Genomic DNA, 24,749 nt, shown 5'->3' with positions numbered 1-24,749 from the left:
CCACCAATTCCAACAATTCTTCATCGTCAACCATATCGCATTTGTTCATAAATACGATGATGTAGGGTACACCCACTTGACGTGCCAATAAGATGTGTTCGCGGGTTTGCGGCATCGGACCGTCGGCAGCGGAAACCACCAAAATCGCGCCGTCCATTTGCGCCGCACCGGTAATCATGTTTTTTACGTAGTCGGCGTGTCCCGGGCAATCTACGTGTGCGTAGTGGCGGTTGGCTGTTTCGTATTCAACGTGTGAGGTATTGATGGTAATGCCGCGCGCTTTTTCTTCGGGGGCATTGTCAATTTGATCGTAGGCTTTTGCCGCACCGCCGAATTTTTTAGACAAAATAGTGGTTAATGCAGCAGTGAGTGTGGTTTTACCATGGTCAACGTGACCGATGGTGCCAACGTTTACGTGCGGTTTGCTCCGCTCGAATTTTTCTTTAGCCATAATAGCTATTTCCTTAGTGTAAAGATCGATTAAAGAACAGTGGCTGCCTGAATTTCAGGCAGCCTGATAAAACAACATCAGCCTTTGCGATCGGCAATGACTTTTTCAGCCACGTGCGTAGGTGCTTCGGCGTATTTTTTAAATTCCATGGAATAAGTGGCACGACCTTGTGTGGCAGAACGCAGATCGGTTGAATAGCCGAACATTTCTGCCAGCGGCACTTCAGCGCGTACTTTCTTACCGCCGATGCCGTCGTCGTCCATACCCAATACGATGCCGCGGCGACGGTTTAAGTCGCCCATCACATCACCCATGTAATCTTCCGGCGTTTCCACTTCCACCGCCATAATCGGCTCTAACAGTGCCGGCGATGCTTTGCGCATACCGTCTTTGAACGCCATGGAAGCGGCTAACTCAAACGCGATTTGCGAGGAGTCCACATCGTGGTAAGAACCGAAAGTTAAACGAACGCGCACGTCCACCACAGGGTAGCCTGCCAAAATACCATTGGACAAGGTATCTTTAATGCCTTTATCAACAGACGGAATGAATTCACGCGGAATCACGCCGCCTTTAATTTCATCGATAAACTCGTAGCCTGCGCCGCCGGGTTCCATCGGTTCCATTTTGATAACCACATGGCCATATTGACCTTTACCGCCGGATTGTTTGATGTGTTTGGCTTCGGATTCCACTGCTTTACGAATGGTTTCGCGATACGCCACTTGCGGTGCGCCAACATTGGCTTCCACGCCGAATTCACGTTTCATGCGATCAACAATGATTTCCAAGTGCAATTCGCCCATACCGGAAATAATGGTTTGACCGGACTCTTCATCGGTTTTCACGCGGAAAGACGGGTCTTCTTTTGCCAAGCGGTTTAAGGCAATGCCCATTTTTTCTTGGTCGGCTTTGGTTTTCGGTTCAACCGCAACGTGAATCACGGGTTCGGGAAATTCCATGCGTTCCAGAATAATCGGTGCATTTTCCGCACTTAAGGTTTCGCCGGTGGTAACGTCTTTCAAACCGATAACGGCGGCAATGTCGCCGGCGCGTACTTCATCGATTTCATCACGGTCGTTGGCTTTCATTTGCACCAAGCGGCCAATGCGTTCACGTGTGCCTTTTACCGAATTGACCACGCTGTCGCCGGATTTCAATACGCCGGAATAAACGCGGATAAAGGTTAATTGACCCACGTATTTGTCGTTCATCAATTTAAACGCCAAGGCGGAGAATTTCGCGTCATCGCTGGCTTCGCGGCTTTCGGTTTGGCCTTTGTCGTTTTCACCGGCTACCGGCGGAATATCCACAGGGCTTGGCAAGTATTCAACAACCGCGTCCAACATGCGTTGTACACCTTTGTTTTTAAAGGCAGAACCGCACAGAACCGGTTGAATTTCGTTGGCAAGGGTACGCTGGCGCAAAGCAGCCACAATTTCTTCTTCAGAAAGTGCTTCGCCGCCCAAGTATTTTTCCATCAATTCTTCATTGGCTTCTGCGGCAGCTTCCACCATTTTTTCGCGCCATTCTTCTGCCAAATCTTGCAAATCAGCCGGAATGTCTTGGTATTCAAAAGTCAAACCTTGGGTTTCTTCATTCCAAATAATGGCTTGCATTTTCAGCAAATCCACCACGCCTTGGAAATGTTCTTCCGCACCAATCGGAATCACCACCGGCACCGGATTGGCGCGCAAGCGGGTTTTCATTTGTTCAACCACGCGGAAAAAATTCGCGCCTTGACGGTCCATTTTATTCACAAACGCCAAACGAGGCACTTTGTATTTATTGGCTTGACGCCACACGGTTTCAGACTGCGGCTGTACGCCGCCCACCGCGCAGTAAACCATAACGCCGCCGTCCAATACACGCATGGAGCGTTCCACCTCAATGGTGAAATCCACGTGTCCCGGGGTGTCAATGATGTTGAAACGGTGTTCTTTAAACTGACCGCCCATGCCTTTCCAGAAGGTAGTAACCGCAGCGGAGGTAATGGTGATACCACGCTCTTGTTCTTGTTCCATCCAGTCGGTGGTTGCTGCGCCGTCATGCACTTCACCCAGTTTGTGGGTCATGCCTGTGTAAAACAAAATGCGTTCAGACGTAGTGGTTTTGCCGGCATCAATATGGGCAGAAATACCGATATTGCGATATTGTTCGATAGGGGTTTTACGGGCCACAACAGTCGCCTTTCACAATTAGAAACGGAAGTGCGAGAAGGCTTTGTTGGCTTCTGCCATACGATGCACTTCTTCGCGTTTTTTCAATGCACCGCCGCGGCCTTCGGCTGCGTCAATCAATTCGCCTGCCAAACGCAAGTCCATGGATTTTTCGCCGCGTTTGCGGGCTGCATCACGCACCCAGCGCATTGCCAATGCCATGCGGCGTGAAGGACGTACCTCAACAGGAACTTGGTAGTTAGCACCGCCCACGCGGCGGCTTTTTACTTCCACAACCGGTTTGGCGTTGGCAATGGCTTCGTTAAATACTTCAATGGCGGCTTTGCCGGTTTTTTTCTCAATTTGCGCCAGTGCACCATAAACAATGCGCTCGGCAACAGATTTTTTACCGTCAATCATCAGCACGTTCATGAATTTGGATAAATCAGTGCTGCCGAATTTCGGATCAGGCAATACTTCGCGTTTGGGGACTTCTCTGCGTCTTGGCATTTCGATTCCTTTAATGATTCAGTTGGGCTTTTGCCCTTGAATATTTATCAAAATATTCACTTACTCGACAGGGCATTGTTGCCGCCGCCGACAGAAACATGATAAACAAATTATTTGGGACGTTTCGCACCGTATTTAGAACGGGATTGTTTGCGGTCTTTCACACCGGCGGTATCCAAAGAACCGCGTACAGTGTGGTAACGCACACCCGGCAAGTCTTTTACACGACCGCCGCGAATCAATACCACGCTGTGTTCTTGCAAGTTGTGCCCTTCACCGCCGATGTATGAAATCACTTCATAACCATTGGTTAAGCGCACTTTACATACTTTACGCAAAGCGGAATTTGGTTTTTTCGGGGTGGTGGTGTAAACACGGGTGCATACGCCGCGTTTTTGAGGACAAGCCTCTAAAGCAGGTACTTTATTGACGTAAACCGGAGCTGTACGCCCTTTCCGCACCAATTGATTAATGGTTGGCATTTTTCTCTTTTCCTGTTGAGATAATACAAAATAAACAAACCGACGCTGTGTCGGCAAGTTAATCGGTGAATTTTAACGGTTTTGCAATAACTTAGTCAAGGTAATGAGCTGTTAATCCTCACTGGTTGTTGCGTTATTGCATAAACAAATTTATGTGCGGATAAGCTGCGGCAATCCGCAAGCAAACAAGAAAATTTTTCAGGCAGCCTTTTGTCATCAGCAACAACACACGCACGCGCAGCAACTTCGGACAATCCAAGTCGTTTAATTAGACTGCCGAATGACTTTTTAAGCTTGCCCGTTTTCGGATTTATTTACTGCCACCTGAGCAAACAGTGGACTTTGTTCATCGTTTAAAATTCGGATTTCACGCTGCGGAAAAGGGAACTGAATACCGTTGGCGTTAAATTCACGCCAAATATCCAACAGCATGCCCGACTTCGGACCGGTAAAACCATTCTCAGGGTCGTCTATCCAGAAACTCAGATACAGATTGATGCCCGAATCCGCAAATTCAGTAACAAAACACACCGGCGCGGGATTCTTTGCCACGCGCACCTGCTTTGCCGCCGCCGCTTCCATAATCTTCATCGCCAGCGGCAAATCGGTTTGATAGGCTACCTGAACAGTAACGCTGCTTTGCAGCGATTGGCTGGTATATGACTCATTGATAACGGTGGACGAAATAAAATTATCATTCGGCACTAAGGCTTCTGTGCCGCTGGCGGTGTTGCGCAGCACCACAAAGCGCGAGGTGATTTTGGTAACATAGCCGGTAAAATTATTCACGGTTAAGCGGTCGCCCAAACGAATGGAATGATCTGCCAAAATAATAAAACCGGAAATATAAGTGCTGGCAATTTTTTGTAACCCAAAGCCCACGCCCACGCCTAATGCACCACCGACCACCGACAGCACAGTTAAATTGATGCCCACCATCGGCAACGCAATCACCACAGCCAATGCCACAAACCCGCTTTTAACAATTTTTGACAACACCAAGCGCAAATTCAAATCCAAATGGGTGGTTTGCATCAATTTTTTTTCAATCAGCCGCGCCAGCCACAGAGCCGCCATCACCACCAAACACACTGAAATAACACCGGTAATCAGCATCCACAAACTCAGTGGTTCTGAACCCAAAGGTATGGTGGTGTTTTTCAGTATTTGAATGATGTTGTCGCTCACCCCTGCCAGCCACAGCACAAAAACCACCCACAACACACCGGATAATCCGCGCTCAACACCACTGCTAAACCATGTACCCGGAAATACTTCACGCAATATTGCCACGGCGATGCGCAAAAAAATCATCCAACGCGCCGCCATTGCCAACAGCAGCAGCCAAGCAGCCAAATGCCCTGTAAATCGCCACAAATAAATGGACAATACCGCACCAACAAGCAACAACACCGGCCACACCAAAAGGCGCGCCAAATGATACACAAACGGCCAGCGTACGGACTCTTTATTTGCAGACAGCCAGCGGCGGATAACAAGCTTGCCTGCATAAAAAGACAACACCAACACCGCCGCGCACACCGCCAATTCAATCCAGCCGCTCACGCTGTGAAAATTGCGCTCCAGCAGATGAGAAAACAATTGTTGCCGCGCAAATAAATCACCAAAAAACGAACTGACATGCTCTTCGGTTTGCGCCAATAATTGTTCTTTTTGTTCTGACAAATCAGCCATGCTGTTTTTTCTTTCTTACTTAAAAATAAAATGCTCAACTGCAAATTTAGAACCCATGTTCAAAAAAATTCTTAATAAAATCATATGATGTCAAAAAACGACTCAATCATCGCCCATTGGCTATCTGTCAAATCACTCGGGTACATAAAGGATTACCTACTATCTTGGTTTATCTGCTAATTATACGCCATATGATTTTATTAAGAATTTTTTGAATATTGGTTCTTAAATATTATTGAACATAGGTTCTTATGTTTAATCCCGCCTTATTCTAACAAAAATTACCGAAGTGACGATATTTCGGTTGCAGCTGAGGTAATGGGTTTATTTATTTTTTTCGGCAAAATCAGTAAAGATGAACCCCACTGTTTTTCACTCTTGTTTTAATTTTTTTTCAGCCTCGCCCAGCCGCTTCGAGCTTTGCACCATGCCTTGGATTTTTTTATCACCCGTGCCGATAAGGCTGTTACCAACACGTTTATAGCAGCCGTTCAGCTTCAGCGAAAACTGCGCAGAAGCCTGATTCAGCAGAGCGCATACCCAACGACACACTTAAAGAAGCCGCATTTGCCATAACATCCAACCATAAAAAAACCTGTCCCAAAGGACAGGTTTAATGATTTTGAAATTAAATTGGCAATAATTAAATTGGCAATATAAAATTAATTTAATAATTTAGATATTAAATGGGACACCACCACCCAAACAATAACCAACGGTACCGCCCAAGCAATAAGCAAACAGATAAGAAAACACACAAAGCGCATGACAAACACAATAGGATTAATTTTTTGGTTTTCCTTTTTCCCAATCCACATTTCATAAATTTTCATGGCAATATCTCTTTCATTTCATTCAGCCTGCCATTTTCCCGCCGAGCAGTGAAATATCGGAATCAGAACAAAGCAGCCGCATTGCCCGCACCTGTCCATTTTACCCACACCAACCTTCCCAGACAAGGAATTAAATCATTTAAAATCAATGTAATAATAATAGAAACAACCATAAAAAAATCAGAAGCCCCACATACAGCGGGTGTCGTGTACAATAGTCGCCCGTTTTCACGGTAATTTTTTATTTTCAGGCAGCCTGTTTACCAACAACAGGCTGCCTGAAAAATTGTTGGGCTATTTGTATGACAAAATTGGCTTTTTTCTTTTTGTACTGTTTGCACTTCCTGCCCTTGCGCCTGATTCACCTATTGGCACAAGGATTGGGGCGGCTTGCTTATTATGCCGTAACCCCGCGCCGCAAAATCGGCTTGACTAATCTCGGATTGTGTTTCCCCGAATGGACAGAAAAACAACGCCGCAATTTGCTGAAACAGCATTTTATCCACATGGCAATGTTGGTATTGGAATATGGTGTCTATTGGTACGGCAGTGCCACACGTTTAAAAAAAATGGTGCGCTATCAAGACAAACACCATTTGGACGATGCTTTAAACAACGGCGAAAAAGTGATTTTACTGTATCCGCACTTTACCGCGTTTGAAGCGGCGGTATATGCCTTAAATCAAGACGTGCCGCTCATCAGTATGTATTCGCACCAAAAGAATCCAACCTTAGACGCACAAATTTTAAAAGGGCGGCATCGTTATCATAATGTGTTTTTACTGGGGCGAAACGACGGTTTGCGTGCCATTATCAAGCAAATCAAAGCGTCGGCTGCACCATTTTTATACCTGCCCGACCAAGATTTTGGGCGCAAAGAATCAATATTTGTTCATTTTTTCGGCATTCCCACCGCCACCATTACCGGTTTAAGCCGCATTGCCGCCCTAACCGGCGCAAAAATTATCCCTGCCATTCCCATGCGTCATGCAGACGGCTTGGTAACACTGCGCTTTTACCCGCCTTGGGACGCGTTTCCGAGTAAAGATGCCGCCGCCGATACACAGCGCATGAACGACTTCATTGAAGCTCGAATTCGTGAAATGCCGGCACAGTATTATTGGCTGCATAAGCGTTTTAAAACGCGCCCTGAAGGTGAGCATTCTTTTTATTAAACCATTCATTTAATATATTTCCATAAGGATTTAAATACATGACTCAACAAACTGCTGAAACAAACTTAGCGCAAATGGTAGCCATTGCCGTTGCCGCTTTAGAAGACATCAAAGCCAAAGACATTTTGGTATTGGATACGGCGAAACACACACCATTATTTTCACGCATGATTATTGCCAGCGGCGACAGCACACGCCAAGTGAAAGCATTGGTCAATAATGTGGCGGTGGATTTAAAAGCCGCCGGTTTTGACATTCTCAGTACCGAAGGGCTGGAAAGCGGAGAATGGGCGTTGGTGGACGCGGGCGATGTTGTGATTCACGTAATGCAGCCCGCAGTACGCGATTATTACGACATTGAGGCACTGTGGGGCGGCGAAAAACCGTCTTCACCCAACAATGCCGCCAAACCGTGGCACGCAGCAGACTAATGACAAAAGCTGCCTGAAAGTGTTTCAAAACAGTCTTTGCCACCAATAAAGCAAAAAAAATATTCTGAAACCCTTGCCAAAAGATTATTTTTTTGTTTTAATAGCGAACTTAATTCGGCCAGATAGCTCAGTCGGTAGAGCAACGGACTGAAAATCCGTGTGTCGGCGGTTCGATCCCGCCTCTGGCCACCATTTACACCCAATTGAGTAATGAACGCATTGCTCAATATTTAAAATTTGAGCCGGTATAGCTCAGTTGGTAGAGCAGCTGACTTGTAATCAGAAGGTCCCGAGTTCGACTCTTGGTGCCGGCACCAAAATAAAAATTAAGTCAATCATTTGGTTGGCTTATTTTTTTGCCCATACAATATTGACGATATCTCACCTGTGCCGAATTTGCGCCGCGCTGACATCAATCTGCATTGATTTTCTGCAAGTATTCATAATCTGCGCCCGCCAATTGCACCAATCAAAATTCTCAATCTCTATATTGCAGTTTACTGCCTTTTAAGGTGTGCTTGATGTGCATCTAAATCCACGCATTGGCTAATGCCGATTGCCTTTAAAAAATCGGCATTGTGGGAAATCACCAGCATCGCGCCCGGATAGGCATTTAATACTTGAATCACATGATTTTGTGTTGTCAAATCAAGATTATTGCTGATTTCATCCAATAACAACAATTTCGGTGTTTTTGCCGCCAACAAAGCCAACGACAGCCGCGCCCGTTCGCCGCCGGATAAATATTGATTTTTCCGCTGCACTTCTTCGTTACGGCGGAATAAAAAATCATTCAAAAATAATCGGATTTCTTGATGACTGTATTGAGGAAGCACTTCGCTGATGGTTTCCAATACGGTTTTATTGTCGTCTAAATCTCGGTAATGCTGGTCCAGATAACCCACATCATTGTTGCTCGGTGTGTGCCATACGCCGCCTCGTGTCATGTCAGGGCTGTTTAATAAGGCTTGGAATAATGTGCTTTTGCCCGAACCATTGCTGCCGCCGATGCCCAGCCGTTCCCCGCCGGATAAAGACAGATTGATGTTTTGCAAAATCAGCCGATCCTCACGGGCAACGCTGCCGTCAATCACCGACACCAGCATTTTGCTGCCAATCTCTTTTGCCGTGAGTGAAAATTTGGGTGTTACGGTTTCAGGCAGCCGCACAGCGGATAACCGCTCGTTTAGGGCATGCCTTTTATCATTCAATTGATTGTTGTTTTTACCGCCCGCTTTTTCGGCAGCATTTTGCTTTAAATCACCCACAGCCGGCAGCCACCGCTTGTTTGCCACCATTTTTTCACCGTGTTTTTTACTTTTTGCCGCCCGTTCTTGCTCTTTCATCAACGCCTGATGCGCCGCTTGTTTTTCTCGGCGCAGACTGCCCAATTCACGCCTGATTGCGACATGTTCCTGACTCAGTGTGTTTTGGTAGTCATCGTATTGCCCGTGAAAAACACGGACTGTACCGTTGTCAATGTGCCACAGTGTATCCACACATGTACGCAGCAGTTCTTCATCGTGCGAAACCACAATCAGCGTACCAATATAGCCGTTTAACATTCTCATCAGCGATTGGCGGTTTTTTCGATCCAAATGATTGGTGGGTTCGTCCAGCAGCAAAATATCGGGCTCTGCCGCCAATGCCGCGCTGAACACCCGATGAAACCGCTCTGCACCGCTGATTTGTGCATATTCGCTTATCAACTGCGGCACTCGTCCGAAAACCACTTCGCCGCTTCGGTGAACCTCGCCCTCGCTTGGCTCAATATCGCCTTGAATGATGCGCAAAAGCGATGATTTACCCGCGCCATTGTCTCCGATAACGGCAATACGCATTCCATTGCGAATGGTGGTGCTGAAATCTTCAAAACAAATTTTATTGGGGTAATGCAAACCAATTTGTTCTAACACAATGGGTTTATGCATCAAATCACCTCCATTGCAAGGGCGCGGCAATCATGCCGAAACCAAAAACACGGCGTTCCTGTACTGTAGCATAATCAATCGTAACCGCGTTATAATCAAACAATATAATTTTCAAGTGGAGACAAAAATATGGATACTATTCGTGTTTATCGCTTTCATGCTCAATTACTTGATTATTGCTCGCCAACGTGGCGGCGTTTTGAAATTGACAGTGGCAAAACCGTGGCAGAGCTGGCTTATACCTTAATGAGCTTATTCAATATGAACGGCTCACACTTATTTTCGGTTAATGAAATTTTACAGGAATCAGCCAACCCACCGCGTTACCAATTGCCTTATGACCCTGATGAAGATATTTTTGATAATGAAGAATACTTCCGTGCTGACCAAATTACGCTGCGCGAAATCGAACGTGCCGACAATTGGCAACTGACCTTTTGCTACGATTTCGGCGATGATTGGCAAGTATTGCTGAAATTGGAAAGTGCAGAAGAGCGTGAAGCCGCGCTGCAGGATTTTCCGATGGTGTCAGAAGGCAAAGGTTGGGGTATTATCGAAGATTGCGGCGGTACATGGGACATGGAAGAATTACTGGAAAATGCCAAACAAGGTGATGAAGACGCACGCGAATACCTCAGTGTGTATCTGGATATGACAAAAATCAATTGGGCATCAATCGATTCTTATTTCATGCAGTTTGATAAAGATGAACACAACAAAAACATACAAGAGAATATTGAAATACTAAAAACCCATTATGAAGCAGATTTACCAAAACTGTTGCGTCAATAGGTAATTGAAAAGATGGTCAAACAACGAGCAATTCAAATAATAACACCATTGCCCTCATTGTAAGAATCAGCGAAGCAATCCGGATAAAAACTGCTCAGCACAGTAACAGCCGGATTGCCGCTTTTTACTCGTTATAAAGAATCTCTTTAATTTCACTCAGTATTTATACTCACTCGTCTTAATTTTTGAAAAAACCGCACACAAATATTTACCCATACCGTTTAAAATAAACAAGCAGATAAATAATCGCGTTTATTTTAAGCCGAAGCCGCATAAAACAAAACGGAAATCATGAGCGCAATTTTGCACCCGTGTTTTGGGCTGCCTGAATCAATTGCTGCACAAAAGCATCAACCGATTCATCGGTCAGCGTGGTTTCATCGTCTTGCACAATCACGCTCACTGCCATGCTTTTCATGCCTTCTTCAATGCCTGCACCGCGATATACGTCAAAAACATCAATACAGCGAACACGCTTATCTGCCGCACCGCGCAAAGCAGCCAGTAGTTGCCCTGCGGGTATATTTTCAGGCAGCACAAACGCCAAATCACGGCGTACCGGCTGGAATTTGGATACGGTTTGACAATGCACCGGTGCGCTTTGCAGCACCGCATTTAAATCAATTTCAAACACAATCGGCGCTTGCGGCAAATCGTATTGCTGCAACCATTGCGGGTGTAATTCGCCCAGCACACCAACCACTTGATTGTTCACCAACAGCTCAGCGGCGCGCCCCGGGTGTAAGGCAGGGTGCTGTATCGGACGGCAAACGACTGCGGCATGATTAAGTAAGGCAGCCACATCGGCTTTCACATCGTAAAAATCAATATTGCGGCTTTTTTCCGCCCATTGCTCAGGCAACGCCAAACCATATGCCAAGCCTGCCGCTTTTTCGGTTTGCACATATTCACCACCCGCTTGTTTACGAAATACGCGGGCAATTTCAAACACGCGGACACGGCTGTGTTTTCGGTTGAGATTGTATTGCAGGGTTTGGATTAAGCCGCCGATTAATGTAGAACGCATCACACTCATTTGACTCGCAATCGGGTTTTGCAAGCGAATCGGATCGGCATTGGCAGCAAAATCCCGCTCCCACGTCTCATCAACAAAGGCGTAATTCACCACTTCTTGATAGCCGCGCTGCGCCAGCTGCTGATAAACGGCAGCCCGCGGTTTTTGGGTTTCAGGCAGCCCAATCATTGACAATTGCCCGGCAGTGTAATCATCGGGAATATTTTCGTAACCATATACTCTGCCGATTTCTTCGATTAAATCTTCTTCAACGGCGATGTCAAAACGAAAACCCGGCGCGGTAACCACAAAGCCGTCTGCCGCTGCTTTCGGCTGTAAACCCAAATGACGCAAAATGGCTTCAACTTGCTCTGCTTTAAGGGATACGCCCAATATTTTTTCAGCGCGTGATAAGCGCACCGATACCTGACGCGCAGCAGGCAATTCACCCAATGCCTCACTGATTTCACCGACTTTACCGCCGCAAACATCAACAATCAAAGCCGTTGCCCGTTCAATGGCTTCGCGCTGTAATGTGCTGTCCACACCGCGCTCATAACGAAATGAGGAATCTGAACCAAAACCGTATTGACGCGATTTGCCCGCAATAATGTCGGGCACAAACCACGCACATTCCAAAACCACGTTTTCGGTATCTTCATTGACCGCGCTTGCCGCGCCGCCCATTAAACCCGCCATACTCAAGACTTGCGCTTCATCGGCAACCACCAAAGTATTGTCTTGTAAAATAACGGTTTTATCATTTAAACACACCAGCGTTTCGCCGTTTTCCGCACGGCGCACAATCAGGCTGCCTGAAAGTTTGTCTGCATCAAATACGTGCATCGGCTGACCCAATTCCAACATCACATAATTGCCGATGTCCACCAATGCACTGATGCTGCGCACACCGCTGCCCGCCAGCCGTTGACGCAGCCACAGCGGCGTTTGCGCCCGTGCGTTCACACCTTTAATCACACGGATCAGAAAACGGCCGCAATCGGCGGGTGCATCAATACGAATGGCTTGCGTGTCGTTAATATCCGCCGCTGCCGCTGTCATCACAACAGGCGTTACCGCTTGCTGCGTCAGCGCACCCACTTCGCGGGCAATGCCTTTGATACTCAAACAATCGGCACGATTTGGGGTGATTTTCAGCGTAAACAGGGTGTCGTCCAAATCCAAATAATCACGGATATTCTGCCCAATCGGCGCATCAGACGGCAATAACAGCAAACCGTCTTCGTTTTCAGGCAGCCCAAGTTCTTTGGCAGAACACAACATGCCGTTTGACACTTGTCCGCGCATCTTGGTGGGCTTGATTTTAAAGTTACCCGGCAACACCGCACTCGGCAAAGCACACGGCACTTTCACGCCCGCCGCCACATTGGGCGCGCCGCACACAATCTGAATCAACTCACCCGTACCGGCATCAACTTGGGTGATGTTCAAGCGGTCGGCATCAGGGTGTTTGGCAACGGATTTCACCTCCGCCACCACCACACCCGAAAACTCGGGTGCGGCAGGAGCGGTTTCTTCTACTTCCAAACCCGCCATGGTAAGCAGATGTGCTAATTCGTCGGCAGAAAGATTTGGGTTTACCCAAGTGTTCAGCCAGTGATAGGAAAATTGCATAAAAACTCCAGTTTTTATTTATATTTTAATTATTTAAATTTTTAAAAGATAATTCTACTATTATCAAAGTATTCATAGTATTACTGAAATGAATAAATATGATAAGTCTCCAGTATTACCGAAATCAACAAATACGATACCCAAAATGAAAATACCATCCATACCGCATACCCTGTTGTTGCCAAAATAGCAGAAATAGGAGATTGATTGTATTTAGCCTCTTTGTTCAATGACAAACGAGATATTATCGAAAAAATTAAATTCAATAAAGCTGATAACACCGTTGTAATGATATAAAATAATATAATCAGAAAATCAGCCCTTTCGCCGATTGGTCTAACAAATAGAAAAAACCCCCATAAAAAAAGCCAACAAACGGAAAGAACTACTCCGGCAGATACCGCTGCCGGCCGAAGAATCAGCATTGGCACAGCTGGCAGAAAAATAAATGGTGCATAACGCAGACCGCCCAGAGAGAAAGAATAACTATCTTCTAACAAATAACCTTTACCACTGATAACAGCGACAATTAATGGAAACTCCAGTATCAGAATAAAACAAATAAGCACTAAAGCAATGGCACAACGCTTTTCCGCTTTTGAATAAACAATATTACTTGTTTCTTCTTTTATCTTAACCACAGACATATTCACCTCCATGCTTACAAGCATATAAGCAGCAGCGACTGGGAAATTGTACAACAACACCAACTTTTTATTTATATTTTTAATTTACCCTTAAACTTCTAAGGATAAACTGCACCAATGAATACGACACAGTAAACGACAATACTGCCCAAACAACATATGATATCGCCGCCGTAATGGCAGCAGAGAACTGATTAAATTCACTCCTTAATGACAGCCAATAAACCACAATCGAAAAAATTAAATTCAATACAGCGGACAATACAACAGGGATACAAAATCAGAAAAACCGATCCACCACCAAAAGGACAACTTGTACCAATAAGTATGACACAGCAAACGACAATACCGACCAAACGGCATATATCGCCGCCGCAATGGCAGCAGAGGATCGATTGAATTCATTTCTAAACAACTGCCGATAAACCACAATCGAAAAAATTAAATTTAATACAGCGGACAGCACAGCAGGGATGATATCAAACAGTAGCATCATAAAACCAGATCCATCATTTGGCGTAACGATTAAATACCAGTGCCACAAAGAAAACCAACCAATAGAAACAATAGCCTCAGCAGACACCGCTACCGGTCGAAGAATAATCATGGGTACAACAGGCAGCAGGATAAATAAAACCTCCCACATAGCCGCAGACAAATATACCGAATAATTACTATCCAAAATATAATCTTCACTAACAATAGCGGCAATTAATGGATATATCAGCACCAGAATAAAACAAATAAGTATCAAGGTAATGGCGCAACGTTTTTCCGCTTTTGAATAATCTTTGTTACTTATTTCTTCTTTTATCTTAACCGCAGGCATATTTACCTCCATGATTATCAACAACAAAGAAACTTATTCATCAGCCTAAATTATGCAAATAGAGGAGGACTGAAAGCAGAACAAGCACCGTAAGCACAGCGGTAATCGCAGTTATTTGTATTGCGGGGGTCTCTGCTTGATTAAATACACTGTTTTTCAGCACAAATGCACCACAAAAATTGATTATTGCTACCGGCAGCAGTGACAAACCATAAAACCAGATTAGAAACCACTTATAAGTTTCTTCATCGGCATTCCAAAAAAGAAAAAAAATACCTGCCAATGACACCAGCAATACACCTGACATTGCCGCCGCGCGAACACCAACCATCGAATAAGGAACAGCAGGAAAAATCAGTATCATGGCATGAACAATTGACACAAGTAAGCTAAAAATCACACCTCCCCCATTATCAATACACCACCAAAATGATGTCGCATAGCAGGCAAATAACAATATATTTTTTAGCCGCCGCTCTATTTTTGAATAAGAGAACGATGTTGTTCCTTGTATCTTATTGTTCATTTTATACCGCCAAATCCTCGCTTCACATGCACCATCAGCAACGCCACCGCCGCAGGGGTAATGCCAGAAATTCTGGCGGCTTGTCCTACAGTTTCGGGGCGGTGTTGATTGAGTTTTTGCTGTACTTCTGCCGATAAGCCCTTAACTTGAGCGTAATCCATGTTTTCAGGCAGCCGAAGGTGTTCTAAATCGGCACGGCGGTTAATTTCTTCGTTTTGCCGCTCAATATAACCTTGATATTTAACTTGAATTTCTACCTGTTCTGCAACTTCTTCGTCCAATTCAGCCGTTTGGGCATTGGGTAAAGTCATTAAACCAACATAATTGACGTTGGGGCGGCGCAGTAAATCATGCAGACTGGCTTCTTTAGTCAATTTTTGCCCCAACACGCGAATTTGTTCGCTTTCTGCCAAGTTTTGCGGCGTGAACCAAGTATTGCGCAAGCGTTGAATTTCTTGTTCCACCGTTTCGCGCTTTTGTTCAAACAGCCGCCATTGCGCTTCGCTCACCAAACCCAAGCGATAACCCAATTCGGTTAAACGCATGTCGGCGTTGTCTTCACGCAATTGCAAGCGATATTCGGCGCGGCTGGTGAACATGCGATAAGGTTCGTTCACACCTTTGGTAATTAAATCATCAACCAATACGCCCAGATAGGCTTGCTCGCGGCGTAAAATCAGCGGCTCTTGTTCGCGTACATATTGCACCGCATTCGCACCAGCCAATAAGCCTTGTGCCGCCGCTTCTTCATAACCCGTTGTGCCGTTAATTTGTCCTGCAAAAAACAAACCGCTGATGGTTTTGGTTTCTAAACTGGCTTTTAAGTTGCGCGGATCAAAATAGTCATATTCAATGGCATAGCCCGGACGCAAAATATGGGCGTTCTCCAAACCGTGCATGGAATGCACCAAATCCAATTGAACATCAAACGGTAAACTCGTGGAAATACCGTTGGGATAATATTCATGGGTGGTCAAACCCTCCGGTTCCAGAAAAATCTGGTGGCTGTCTTTGTCGGCAAAGCGATTGACTTTGTCTTCAATCGACGGGCAATAACGCGGACCGACGCCTTCGATTTTTCCGGTAAACAGCGGGCTGCGGTCAAAACCGGCGCGGATAATATCGTGCGTGTGTTCATTGGTGTGGGTGATCCAGCAAGAAATCTGGCGCGGGTGTATGGCTTGACTGCCGCGCACAGAAAACACCGGCGTTGGCGTGTCGCCGGGTTGTTCCTGTAAACGGGTAAAATCAATGCTGCGCCCGTCAATGCGCGGCGGCGTTCCCGTTTTTAAACGCGCCTGCGGCAAGTTTAATTCTTTCAGGCAGCCTGATAATCTTTGCGCCGCAGGGTCGCCCGCCCGTCCGCCCGCATAATTTTCCATACCGATGTGGATTTTGCCTGCCAAGAATGTGCCCGCAGTCAGCACCACCGCGCGCGCGCGAAAAGTAACGCCCATTGCCGTCTTTACACCGCACACTCGGCTACCTGAAACCACAATGTCTTCCACTTGCTGCTGAAACAAATCCAAATTTTCCTGATTTTCCAGCATTTGGCGAATGGCGGTTTTATACAACAGACGGTCGGCTTGGGCGCGTGTGGCACGCACCGCCGCGCCTTTAGAAGCATTTAAACGGCGAAACTGAATTCCCGCATAATCCGCCGCCAATGCCATCGCACCGCCCAAGGCATCGGTTTCGCGCACCAAATGCCCTTTGCCGATGCCACCAATGGACGGGTTGCATGACATTTGACCCAGTGTTTCAATGTTGTGGGTGAGCAGCAGTGTTTTCGCGCCCATGCGTGCTGCCGCCAAAGCCGCTTCAGTACCGGCGTGTCCGCCGCCGACAACAATTACGTCGTACAAAGTGGGGTAATTCATTATTTTTCTGTCAATAAAAGAAATACAGCCGCAAACAACGTCTGTATTTGCGGCAAAACGGCATCATTTTACGCGAATGTGCATTGATTGTCAGGCTGCCTGAAACCCGTGTTGTCTTGAAAATCGAATCACAAACGGCAAACCGCTTTCACGGCGGCAACGTCATCGGCTGTTAATTGCGGCTCGGTGCTGTTTTCTTCAACACTGTAATTGTGGCTGGCACTCATAATATTGTGCTCGGCCGGTAAATGCTCAAGACCCAAGGCGTGTCCCAGTTCGTGAACGGCAACCAGCAATAAATCGTTGTCGTCATTGAATTGGTAAATTTCAACGCGTTTATCGCTGCCGTTTTGTTTATATACGCCGCGCTGAGTAAATTCCTGCTCACCGCCATATTGCTGGTTGTGCTGCTGCACCATTTGGTTGAATGTATCTGCGTCCATTTGAAGTTGGAATTTTTGCGTATCCAATTGGCTGTGCTGATCATTTAGATTTGCTTGCTTGATTTTCAAGCTGTCTGCCTGATAGCGCAAACGCCCCGCTTCTGCGTCATCGTGCTGATAAGCACGGTTAAATGCCGAAACTTGACTATTAAAATCAGTAACTTCTTGCTGATAATCATTGCGCCGCTCTTCATAAACATCAATTTCTTGCTGCAACACTTGTTTTTTAAACTCCAGCTGCAAACGCATCTCATTGAGGTTTGCCACACTGCGTTTCAGTGCCATCATGCTTTGCTGACGCTGATCAAAAACGAAATTAACCGGAAATCCTTTTGCCGCATCAAATTTCAATATTTCCTTACCCGCCGCCCTATTCCACTTTTCCGCGGCTTCCTGCAAGATTGCTTCGGCATGACCCGCATCCAGCTCAAAACGTGAATCAAGGCCACCCAAATGAAAAACCAAAGGGCGGCTGCAATGACCAAACGGCAGTTTGTCGGTTAATTTTTTCACGGCAGGTGATTCACCAAACAGCAGCCAGCCAATACACAAAGTTAAAATAATCAGTAAGGTTCGCATCATAATATTTATCAAATACAAATTGTTATGGTTAAAATATCCGGCAGTACATTGTGGCATTTTCTCACAAACTTACCTGTTTTATTCAAATCAAATGGTATTATTTGGTGTTTTGCAAAACAGCTGCCTGAAAAATAAAGTAGCCGCTCATGTGAATGGCACAACTCACGGTTTACCGCCAAGTGCGCCCGATGCGCTGTCTGCGTAAACGGAATGCTTTTTAATTGACACTGCCACAAAGCACTCAAAAAACCTTTTTTGGTTCAACCCATGACCATTTACCACCATTTGGCATTGAATGTACCGCTGCCGCATTTATTCACCTACACACACCCTGTCCGTTTGGCGGAGGGAACACGGGTAGCAGTGCGTTTTCGCGGCAAATTGGCAGTCGGTATTGTGTGGCGTTGTACCGATGAAGCCGATATTGATGCCAATAAAATTCTGCCGATTGAAACGGTGTTCACCAACGAAATGCCTTTTGACCGCGATTGGCGTTTGTTTTTGGATTTCACTGCCCGTTACTACCATTATCCTTTGGGACAAGCAGTATTTGCGGCACTGCCGCAGGTTTTGCGCACCCCAAAAGCAGCTGTTTTGCCGCCGTTGCCGCTTTATTACGTTTTATCCGAACTTGGTTTGACACAAACACCGCCGCCCATGCGGCATCAAAAAACACACGCTTTGTGGCAAGCATTATCTGCCGCACCGCGCTCAATCAGTGAATTAAAATCCATTCATACCCAAGCAAAAAAATGGATTGATACTTGGTTGGATAACGGCTGGCTGAAAACCGAAGCACCGCCGCAAAATGTGCTGCCGCAAAGCGAATATGATTTAAACGAAGAACAGTGCTCCGCATCAGATGCCGTTCAGGCCGCCTTAGGCGGATTTACATCGTTTTTGCTGCACGGCATCACCGGCAGCGGTAAAACCGAAGTGTATTTTGACATCATGGCTGCTGTTTTGACTTCGGGCAAACAAGTATTGTTCTTGCTGCCTGAAATCAACCTCACACCACAATTATTAACGCGTTTACAGCGGTATTTCCCCAATACGCCCGCAGTGGTGTTGCACAGCCAAACAGCAGCGGGGGAACGCGCTCATGATTATTTACGCGCGCAAAGCCAACAAGCATCTTTGATTATCGGCACACGTTTGGCTGTGTTTACACCATTGCCAAACCTTGGCTTAATTGTGGTGGACGAAGAGCACGACAGCTCGTTCAAACAAGAAAGCGAATTGCGCTACCATGCGCGGGATTTGGCCATTTGGCGTGCGCAACAAGCGGCGTGTCCCATTGTGCTGGGCAGTGCCACGCCCTCGCTGGAAAGTTGGCACAAGGCATCGCGCGGGCAATATCGGCTGTTCACTTTAAGCCGCCGCGCCCGTGAAACCGCCAAACCGCCGCAAGTACGTTTATTGGATACCCGCCGCCAATTATTGGATAACGGTTTTTCTGCCCCCGCCTTGCAAAAATTACGCGATAATTTTGCCGACGGCGGCATGAGCATGGTGTATCTGAATCGGCGCGGTTTCGCGCCCGTGTTGTTTTGCGGCGATTGCGGTTATGTATTTGGTTGTCCTCATTGTTCGGCAAAACTGGTATTGCATCAGCAAGCACGGCAATTGCGCTGCCACCATTGCGGCCATCGCCAACCCATTCCATCGATTTGCCCCGATTGCGGCAATCAAGATTTAAGCGCGGTGGGACAAGGCACGCAGCGTGCAGAAGATACTTTGCGCGCCTTACTGCCAACCGCCAGCATCGAACGCGTGGATCGCGACAGCACCGCCCGTAAAAGTGATTGGGCAAATTTGTATGCCCGTATTGAGCGCAATGAAATTGATGTATTGGTCGGCACACAAATGCTGGCGAAAGGGCATGATTTTGCGCGTTTGAATTTGGTTATTGTGGTCAATGCCGACGGCAGTCTTTACAGTGCCGATTTTCGTTCATCAGAACGTTTGTTTGCCGAATTGATGCAAGTGGCAGGGCGTGCCGGACGTGCTGATGCCATCGGTGAAGTGTGGGTACAGAGCCAATGGCCGGAGCACCGCGTGTTCCAAGCCTTGCAGGCGCAAGATTATGCCTTATTTGCCGACGAAGAATTGCGGCAGCGGCAGGAAATGGGTTTGCCGCCGTTTGCCTACATGGCAGCCATACGTGCCGATGCACCCAGTGCCGCAGAAGCTCAAGCCTTGCTGCGCGAAGTTCAGGCAGCCTTACAAAAACCATTGGCGGCTTTGACAACGGTGCGCCAGCTCGGACCTGTTCCCATGCTGATGGCTCGTCTGGCGGGCTGGGAACGGGCGCAAATTTTTCTGGAAAGTGAAAACCGCCGCGATCTGCACCACGCAATCAGCCTGTGGCAGCAAGGCTTAACCGCGGCACAAAAACAACACAAAAAAAGCAGGTGGTTAATTGATGTCGATCCTTTGGAAATGTAGCACCATGTTTTTAAAAAATATTATTAAAAAAGTAAGCCCTTATTTATTGTCGGCATCTTTGTCTTTCGGCATCTTTCAGCCTGTCCACGCTTTGAGCTTCGGACGCATCTTGCCTGAAGAAATCGCTATTTACACCCGTGATTTGCAAACAGGCGAAGTGCTCACCGCACATCGCGCCGATGTCAGCGTCAATCCCGCTTCGGTAATGAAATTGGTAACAACCTTTGCCGCTTTGAACCATTTGGGTGAAAACCACCGCTGGCGCACGGTTTGGAAAAGTGATGCACCCATTATCAACGGCACACTGATGGGTAATCTCTATTGGATCGGCAGCGGCGACCCTGTTTTTGACCAAGAAAGTTTACAAGCCATGCAGGCGCAATTGCGCTTAAACGGCATCAATCGCATTAACGGACAAGTGGTGTTTGACCGTAGCGTATGGGACAGCATCGGCAGTGCCGACGGTTTTGAAGCCGATGCCGCCGAAACGTTCACCACACCGCCCGACCCGCATCTGGTGGCTTATAAAGTAGCGTGGCTGCAAGCGGCTATTGATGAATACGGCAACCCGCAAATCATCACCGACCCGCCCTTGCCAGACATCAACACCGATATTCAAGTTACACGGCAAAACAGCTCTGCCGCTTGTTCGCGCTTATCCAATTATGTGCGTGCACAATACGATAAAGATACCTTGCGTGTCCGCGGGCAAATACCGATTTCCTGCTCCGGCAAAAAAATGTTTTTCAATATGCTCGACACGCAGACCTTTGCTCGTCAAAGCTTCCTCGGTTATTGGCTGGCAGACGGCGGCAATCGGGTAACGTTTGCCGAAGGCCGTACCCCGATAAATGCAAGAATCTTGGCAGTGCAAGATTCCAAGCCCTTATCGCAAGTGTTGGCAGACATGAACAAGTTTTCCAACAACACCATTGCCCGCACCGTGTTTCTCACCTTAGGGCAAAACAGCAACGGCAGCACCCTGCAAAACGCCAAAATCACGGCACGGCGCACACTGATTACCGCAGGATTGGACGATGAAACCTTGATATTGGAAAACGGCTCCGGCTTATCCCGCCGCGAACGCGTCAGCGCACGGTTTATCGGCGATATGCTGGAAAAAGCCTATCACGCCCCGTTCGCATCGGCATTTATCGACAGCCTGCCCATTGCCGGCTATGACGGCACACTAAAAAACCGCTTCAAAAAAATCGGCGGCAGTTTGCGTTTAAAAACCGGCACACTGGCGAATGTCCGCGCTTTGGCAGGCTATTGGCTGCCTGAAAACCCGCAGCAACACCCGCTGCTTATCGTGGTTATCATCAACTCTGTCGGTAGCAAAGCCTATTTGCCTGATTTGGATTACTTGGTAAGCGAAGTATTGCACCGCGCCCAAAACTGGGAAGAAGCCCATACAGTGCCGCAAGCACCCAAACAAAAACACACAACACCCGATAAGGATTAAAAAATACCCTACTTTTTGTGATTCATACACAGTGTTTGTGCGTTCAAAAACAATCTTACCAAATAAATTATTTAAGCCAATAAAACAACGTATTATATATAACATTATGATTTTTATATAAATATATGATTGATTATTTTTTAATCAATCATGTGTGCAGCATGGATTTCATTCACTTTTCTTGCCTCGTCCAACAGCTTATCCACAAACTTATCCACAGATTCTGTGGGCTATTTTTCAACTGCTTTCAAAATCAAAGGTTTCTTGTTCAGTCGTATTTTTCATCAAGATTAGGGTCTGTGGATATTTACCCATATAATGTATAATAAACAAATGGATAGATTAAAACTGACCGATACCCAATGGAAAAAAATAGAACCTTTATGTCTTGGAAAAGCAACAGACAGAGGGCGAATAGGGAAAAATAATCGTTTATTTCTTGAAGCAATTCTTTGGATAGCCCGAACAGGGAGTCCTTGGCGTGATTTACCCAAGTCGTTTGGTAAATGGAATACCGTTTACAGACGATACAACAATTGGTTAAAAAAGGTATTTTTAAGAATATTTTCAACATACTAAGTAATAAGCCGGACTTAGAATATGCCGCCATTGACGGCACAATATCGAAAGTACATCGTCACGGACAAGGTGCGGTGGGCGGGACGCGTAATCAAGCAATCGGTCATTCTCGCGGCGGAGTAACAACCAAGATTATGGCGTTGGTTGATGCTTTGGGTAATTTGGTGAAATTTGTTTTATTACCGGGTAACAAGCACGACATAGCCGGCGTTCTAGCGCTAATTGAAAATACGGATATTCAAGCACTGTTAGCAGATAAAGCCTTTGATGCAGATTGGCTTTTTCAGGAATTAGATGGGCGTGGCGTGAAAGCGGTTATCGCACAAAAATCCAACCGAAAAAATCCAACCGAAAAAATCCAACCGAAAAAATCCAAGAATATTGGATAAAGAGATGTATAAATGGCGGCATTTGGTTGAAAATTACTTTACCAAGTTGAAGGAATATAAGCGAATTGCGATGAGAGCTGATAAAACGGATTCGTCTTTTTTGGCTATGATTTATTTATGTGCTGCTGAAATCAATTCACGCTGAGCTTTAAATATCCACAGACCCTAGGCGGGTGTAAACAATACGGATTAATCTTAGTTATTTTTTTGCTGAAACAATTGTTTACATAACAGCGGCATTGTCGGCATTAAGTAAAAATTCTGTTTATTGTTATTCATTGGCGGCGGCAATTGGCTTATTACACGGTGAACACGTGAAAATGTTTAATGGCTAATTGCTGCCGATGAGTTTTCTTTAAGAGACTGACGGAAGAGTAAACGAGAAAAAAAGACTAAATGGCAGGCTTGGATATATTCTCTGTATTTACATATATTTATGGTGTTGTTTATGCTTAACCAAGCAAGCATATTAAGATAAAACACAAAAAAAATTCATAAATCACTTGCCACACGTTTGGGTTTATGGTTTAATACAGAAATTCGCTGAAGCGATTAGCGGGTGATTAGCTCAGTTGGTAGAGCGTCTGCCTTACAAGCAGAATGTCGGCGGTTCGACTCCGTCATCACCCACCAAGTTTCTTGTTTTTGGCGTTATTGCCGGAAAATGAAAAACGCGCGGTGGTAGCTCAGTTGGTTAGAGTACCGGCCTGTCACGCCGGGGGTCGCGGGTTCGAGCCCCGTCCGCCGCGCCACATTTCAAAAAATTCAAAGTAACATAAAAGGGTTGTTTCGGATAAACTGAAACAGCCCTTTCATTTTAACATGATTCAGCTATCTAAATAAATCCATTATCCACAGTTAATTGGGACACTCGGCTTTAAATTGTTGCTCCACCAAATCCCGCAAAGCCAATTTTTTGCTTTCACTTTGTGGTGATTTGTTTTTCTATAACTACCTTCTTGAATATTCAGTGCTTTCAGAAGCACAAAAGCGATCGCTGTATTGCCGAGCAATTACTGCGATGCACTGACATCACATGGCAATCCCAATCAAAGCGATGTTTCTAATAATCAACAACCGCTGACAACAGGTAAAACATACCACAAGTATTTTGCTCTTCGCTGAGTTTGAAATATTATTACAGAGCGAGGATATATTGATGACATACAACTTTACACCAAAGCAATTGCAGGACATCACAGATAATTTCGGGCAGACATTTGCAGACGCACTGCCTGTACGTCTGCACGGATATGCACAACAGTGGCGGCTGTCGCAATTTATATTCATTGAATATTACTCTGTAAACTGTCTGTTTATCTGCCGATCTGAACTGCACGGCAATTGTGTTCTGAAAATTTTCGGCGGTGAATTCAAATGGTATATCGGTGAAATCCGCGCGTTGCGTGAATTCGGCGGTAACTGCGGGTATGTTCGCGCATTTGAGTGTGATGAAAAAAACGGCGCGCTGCTGCTGGAACAGATTGTTCCGGGTACTGTGCTCAAAGCTGAACCGCCAAACATTCGGCTGTCTGTGTTTGCAGATGTATTCAAACACGCGCACACCGTTCCGAACAACGCGGCATTGTATCTGTCGTATCTGGCAACCGTTCGTCAAGCGGCGGAAATACAGTCTGAAGACTGCCGATTTCCGGATCTCAGGCGGGTATCGCGGCGAATGGAGGAGGAATGCAAATATTTATACGATAAATATTCGGAGCGATTGCTGCTGCACGGTGATTTGCATGGCGATAATCTGCTGAAAAACGCCTGCGGCGGATATGTAATCGTTGATCCTCATGCAAGAATCTGACCGTCCGTTTGCGATCTCGGACGATTTATTGCAAACGAG

At 46.1% G+C, this 24,749-nt stretch carries 20 protein-coding genes, 4 tRNA genes and 1 pseudogene; 11 read left to right on the top strand and 14 right to left on the bottom strand.

Annotated features, from left to right (window positions below; all coding sequences use genetic code 11):
• The 7 genes from Q384_RS01800 to Q384_RS13075 form a co-directional block, all read right to left on the bottom strand.
• Positions 1 to 451 (bottom strand): GTP-binding protein (locus Q384_RS01800; protein WP_037585583.1); only part of this gene is annotated, 451 nt, incomplete at its 3' end.
• Positions 452 to 528: 77 nt separating this feature from the next.
• A complete protein-coding gene (gene fusA, locus Q384_RS01795) occupies positions 529 to 2,631 on the bottom strand; it encodes an elongation factor G (RefSeq protein ID WP_037585582.1) in 2,103 nt (700 codons plus the stop codon).
• 18 nt (positions 2,632 to 2,649) lie between these two features.
• Positions 2,650 to 3,120: a 30S ribosomal protein S7 gene (gene rpsG, locus Q384_RS01790; protein WP_037585581.1), complete on the bottom strand. Its 471-nt coding sequence runs from the start codon at positions 3,118 to 3,120 to the stop codon at positions 2,650 to 2,652.
• Positions 3,121 to 3,230: 110 nt separating this feature from the next.
• Positions 3,231 to 3,602, bottom strand: coding sequence for a 30S ribosomal protein S12 (gene rpsL / locus Q384_RS01785; protein ID WP_037585578.1), 372 nt, complete (start codon positions 3,600 to 3,602; stop codon positions 3,231 to 3,233).
• Between the two features lie 288 nt (positions 3,603 to 3,890).
• Positions 3,891 to 5,297, bottom strand: coding sequence for a mechanosensitive ion channel family protein (locus tag Q384_RS01780; protein ID WP_156956392.1), 1,407 nt, complete (start codon positions 5,295 to 5,297; stop codon positions 3,891 to 3,893).
• Positions 5,298 to 5,669: 372 nt separating this feature from the next.
• On the bottom strand, positions 5,670 to 5,849 hold the full coding sequence (locus Q384_RS01775) for a hypothetical protein (protein ID WP_037585577.1): 180 nt from the start codon (positions 5,847 to 5,849) through the stop codon (positions 5,670 to 5,672).
• Positions 5,850 to 5,959: 110 nt separating this feature from the next.
• Complete coding sequence (locus Q384_RS13075; protein ID WP_156956391.1) at positions 5,960 to 6,130, bottom strand: hypothetical protein; 171 nt, start codon at positions 6,128 to 6,130, stop codon at positions 5,960 to 5,962.
• A gap of 302 nt (positions 6,131 to 6,432) precedes the next feature.
• On the opposite strand from Q384_RS13075, the gene Q384_RS01770 reads away from it, so the two are divergent.
• From Q384_RS01770 to Q384_RS01755, 4 genes are all read left to right on the top strand, one after another.
• A complete protein-coding gene (locus Q384_RS01770; RefSeq protein WP_037585576.1) occupies positions 6,433 to 7,305 on the top strand; it encodes a lipid A biosynthesis lauroyl acyltransferase in 873 nt (290 codons plus the stop codon).
• A 38-nt stretch (positions 7,306 to 7,343) separates the two neighbouring features.
• The gene (gene rsfS / locus Q384_RS01765; RefSeq protein ID WP_037585575.1) at positions 7,344 to 7,736 is read left to right on the top strand and encodes a ribosome silencing factor; all 393 of its coding nucleotides are present in this window, start codon (positions 7,344 to 7,346) and stop codon (positions 7,734 to 7,736) included.
• A gap of 116 nt (positions 7,737 to 7,852) precedes the next feature.
• Positions 7,853 to 7,928: transfer RNA gene (locus tag Q384_RS01760), tRNA-Phe, on the top strand.
• A 49-nt stretch (positions 7,929 to 7,977) separates the two neighbouring features.
• A tRNA-Thr gene (locus tag Q384_RS01755) sits at positions 7,978 to 8,053 on the top strand.
• A gap of 180 nt (positions 8,054 to 8,233) precedes the next feature.
• Here Q384_RS01755 and Q384_RS01750 read toward each other — a convergent pair.
• Complete coding sequence (locus Q384_RS01750) at positions 8,234 to 9,667, bottom strand: ATP-binding cassette domain-containing protein (RefSeq protein ID WP_037585574.1); 1,434 nt, start codon at positions 9,665 to 9,667, stop codon at positions 8,234 to 8,236.
• A 129-nt stretch (positions 9,668 to 9,796) separates the two neighbouring features.
• Here Q384_RS01750 and Q384_RS01745 point away from each other — a divergent pair, with 129 nt between their 5' ends.
• Complete coding sequence (locus tag Q384_RS01745; RefSeq protein WP_037585573.1) at positions 9,797 to 10,459, top strand: plasmid pRiA4b ORF-3 family protein; 663 nt, start codon at positions 9,797 to 9,799, stop codon at positions 10,457 to 10,459.
• A gap of 289 nt (positions 10,460 to 10,748) precedes the next feature.
• Here the strand turns inward: Q384_RS01745 and pheT are convergent, their stop codons facing one another.
• The 6 genes from pheT to Q384_RS01715 form a co-directional block, all read right to left on the bottom strand.
• A complete protein-coding gene (gene pheT, locus Q384_RS01740) occupies positions 10,749 to 13,109 on the bottom strand; it encodes a phenylalanine--tRNA ligase subunit beta (protein ID WP_037585572.1) in 2,361 nt (786 codons plus the stop codon).
• 80 nt (positions 13,110 to 13,189) lie between these two features.
• Complete coding sequence (locus tag Q384_RS01735) at positions 13,190 to 13,756, bottom strand: hypothetical protein (protein ID WP_037585571.1); 567 nt, start codon at positions 13,754 to 13,756, stop codon at positions 13,190 to 13,192.
• Positions 13,757 to 14,036: 280 nt separating this feature from the next.
• A complete protein-coding gene (locus tag Q384_RS01730) occupies positions 14,037 to 14,585 on the bottom strand; it encodes a hypothetical protein (protein ID WP_037585570.1) in 549 nt (182 codons plus the stop codon).
• 40 nt (positions 14,586 to 14,625) lie between these two features.
• Positions 14,626 to 15,111 (bottom strand): hypothetical protein, encoded by a 486-nt coding sequence (locus tag Q384_RS01725; RefSeq protein ID WP_037585569.1) that lies wholly within the window; start codon positions 15,109 to 15,111, stop codon positions 14,626 to 14,628.
• On the bottom strand, positions 15,108 to 16,991 hold the full coding sequence (mnmG, locus tag Q384_RS01720; RefSeq protein WP_037585567.1) for a tRNA uridine-5-carboxymethylaminomethyl(34) synthesis enzyme MnmG: 1,884 nt from the start codon (positions 16,989 to 16,991) through the stop codon (positions 15,108 to 15,110). The genes Q384_RS01725 and mnmG overlap by 4 nt, the downstream gene beginning before the upstream one ends.
• A 128-nt stretch (positions 16,992 to 17,119) precedes the next feature.
• Positions 17,120 to 18,016, bottom strand: a complete 897-nt coding sequence (locus tag Q384_RS01715; protein ID WP_037585566.1) for a matrixin family metalloprotease — start codon at positions 18,014 to 18,016, stop codon at positions 17,120 to 17,122.
• Between the two features lie 267 nt (positions 18,017 to 18,283).
• Between Q384_RS01715 and Q384_RS01705 the strand changes: the two genes are divergently transcribed.
• The 6 genes and pseudogenes from Q384_RS01705 (at position 18,284) to Q384_RS01675 (ending at position 24,710) form a co-directional block, all read left to right on the top strand.
• Entirely contained in the window at positions 18,284 to 20,464 is a 2,181-nt protein-coding gene (locus Q384_RS01705; RefSeq protein ID WP_037585564.1) for a primosomal protein N', read from the top strand.
• Between the two features lie 4 nt (positions 20,465 to 20,468).
• Positions 20,469 to 21,929 carry a D-alanyl-D-alanine carboxypeptidase/D-alanyl-D-alanine endopeptidase gene (gene dacB / locus Q384_RS01700; protein ID WP_037585562.1) on the top strand — a complete coding sequence of 487 codons (1,461 nt, stop codon included), beginning with the start codon at positions 20,469 to 20,471 and terminating at the stop codon, positions 21,927 to 21,929.
• Positions 21,930 to 22,262: 333 nt separating this feature from the next.
• Positions 22,263 to 23,042 (top strand): annotated as a pseudogene (locus tag Q384_RS12855) (IS5 family transposase).
• A 412-nt stretch (positions 23,043 to 23,454) separates the two neighbouring features.
• A tRNA-Val gene (locus Q384_RS01685) sits at positions 23,455 to 23,530 on the top strand.
• Between the two features lie 42 nt (positions 23,531 to 23,572).
• Positions 23,573 to 23,649: transfer RNA gene (locus Q384_RS01680), tRNA-Asp, on the top strand.
• Positions 23,650 to 24,056: 407 nt separating this feature from the next.
• Positions 24,057 to 24,710, top strand: coding sequence for an aminoglycoside phosphotransferase family protein (locus tag Q384_RS01675; protein WP_037585560.1), 654 nt, complete (start codon positions 24,057 to 24,059; stop codon positions 24,708 to 24,710).
• Positions 24,711 to 24,749: the final 39 nt, after the last annotated feature.

This window comes from Stenoxybacter acetivorans DSM 19021 (genome assembly GCF_000745895.1).
In the GTDB taxonomy this organism is placed as follows: domain Bacteria; phylum Pseudomonadota; class Gammaproteobacteria; order Burkholderiales; family Neisseriaceae; genus Stenoxybacter; species Stenoxybacter acetivorans.
This window is presented reverse-complemented; position numbering and strand designations above follow the sequence as displayed.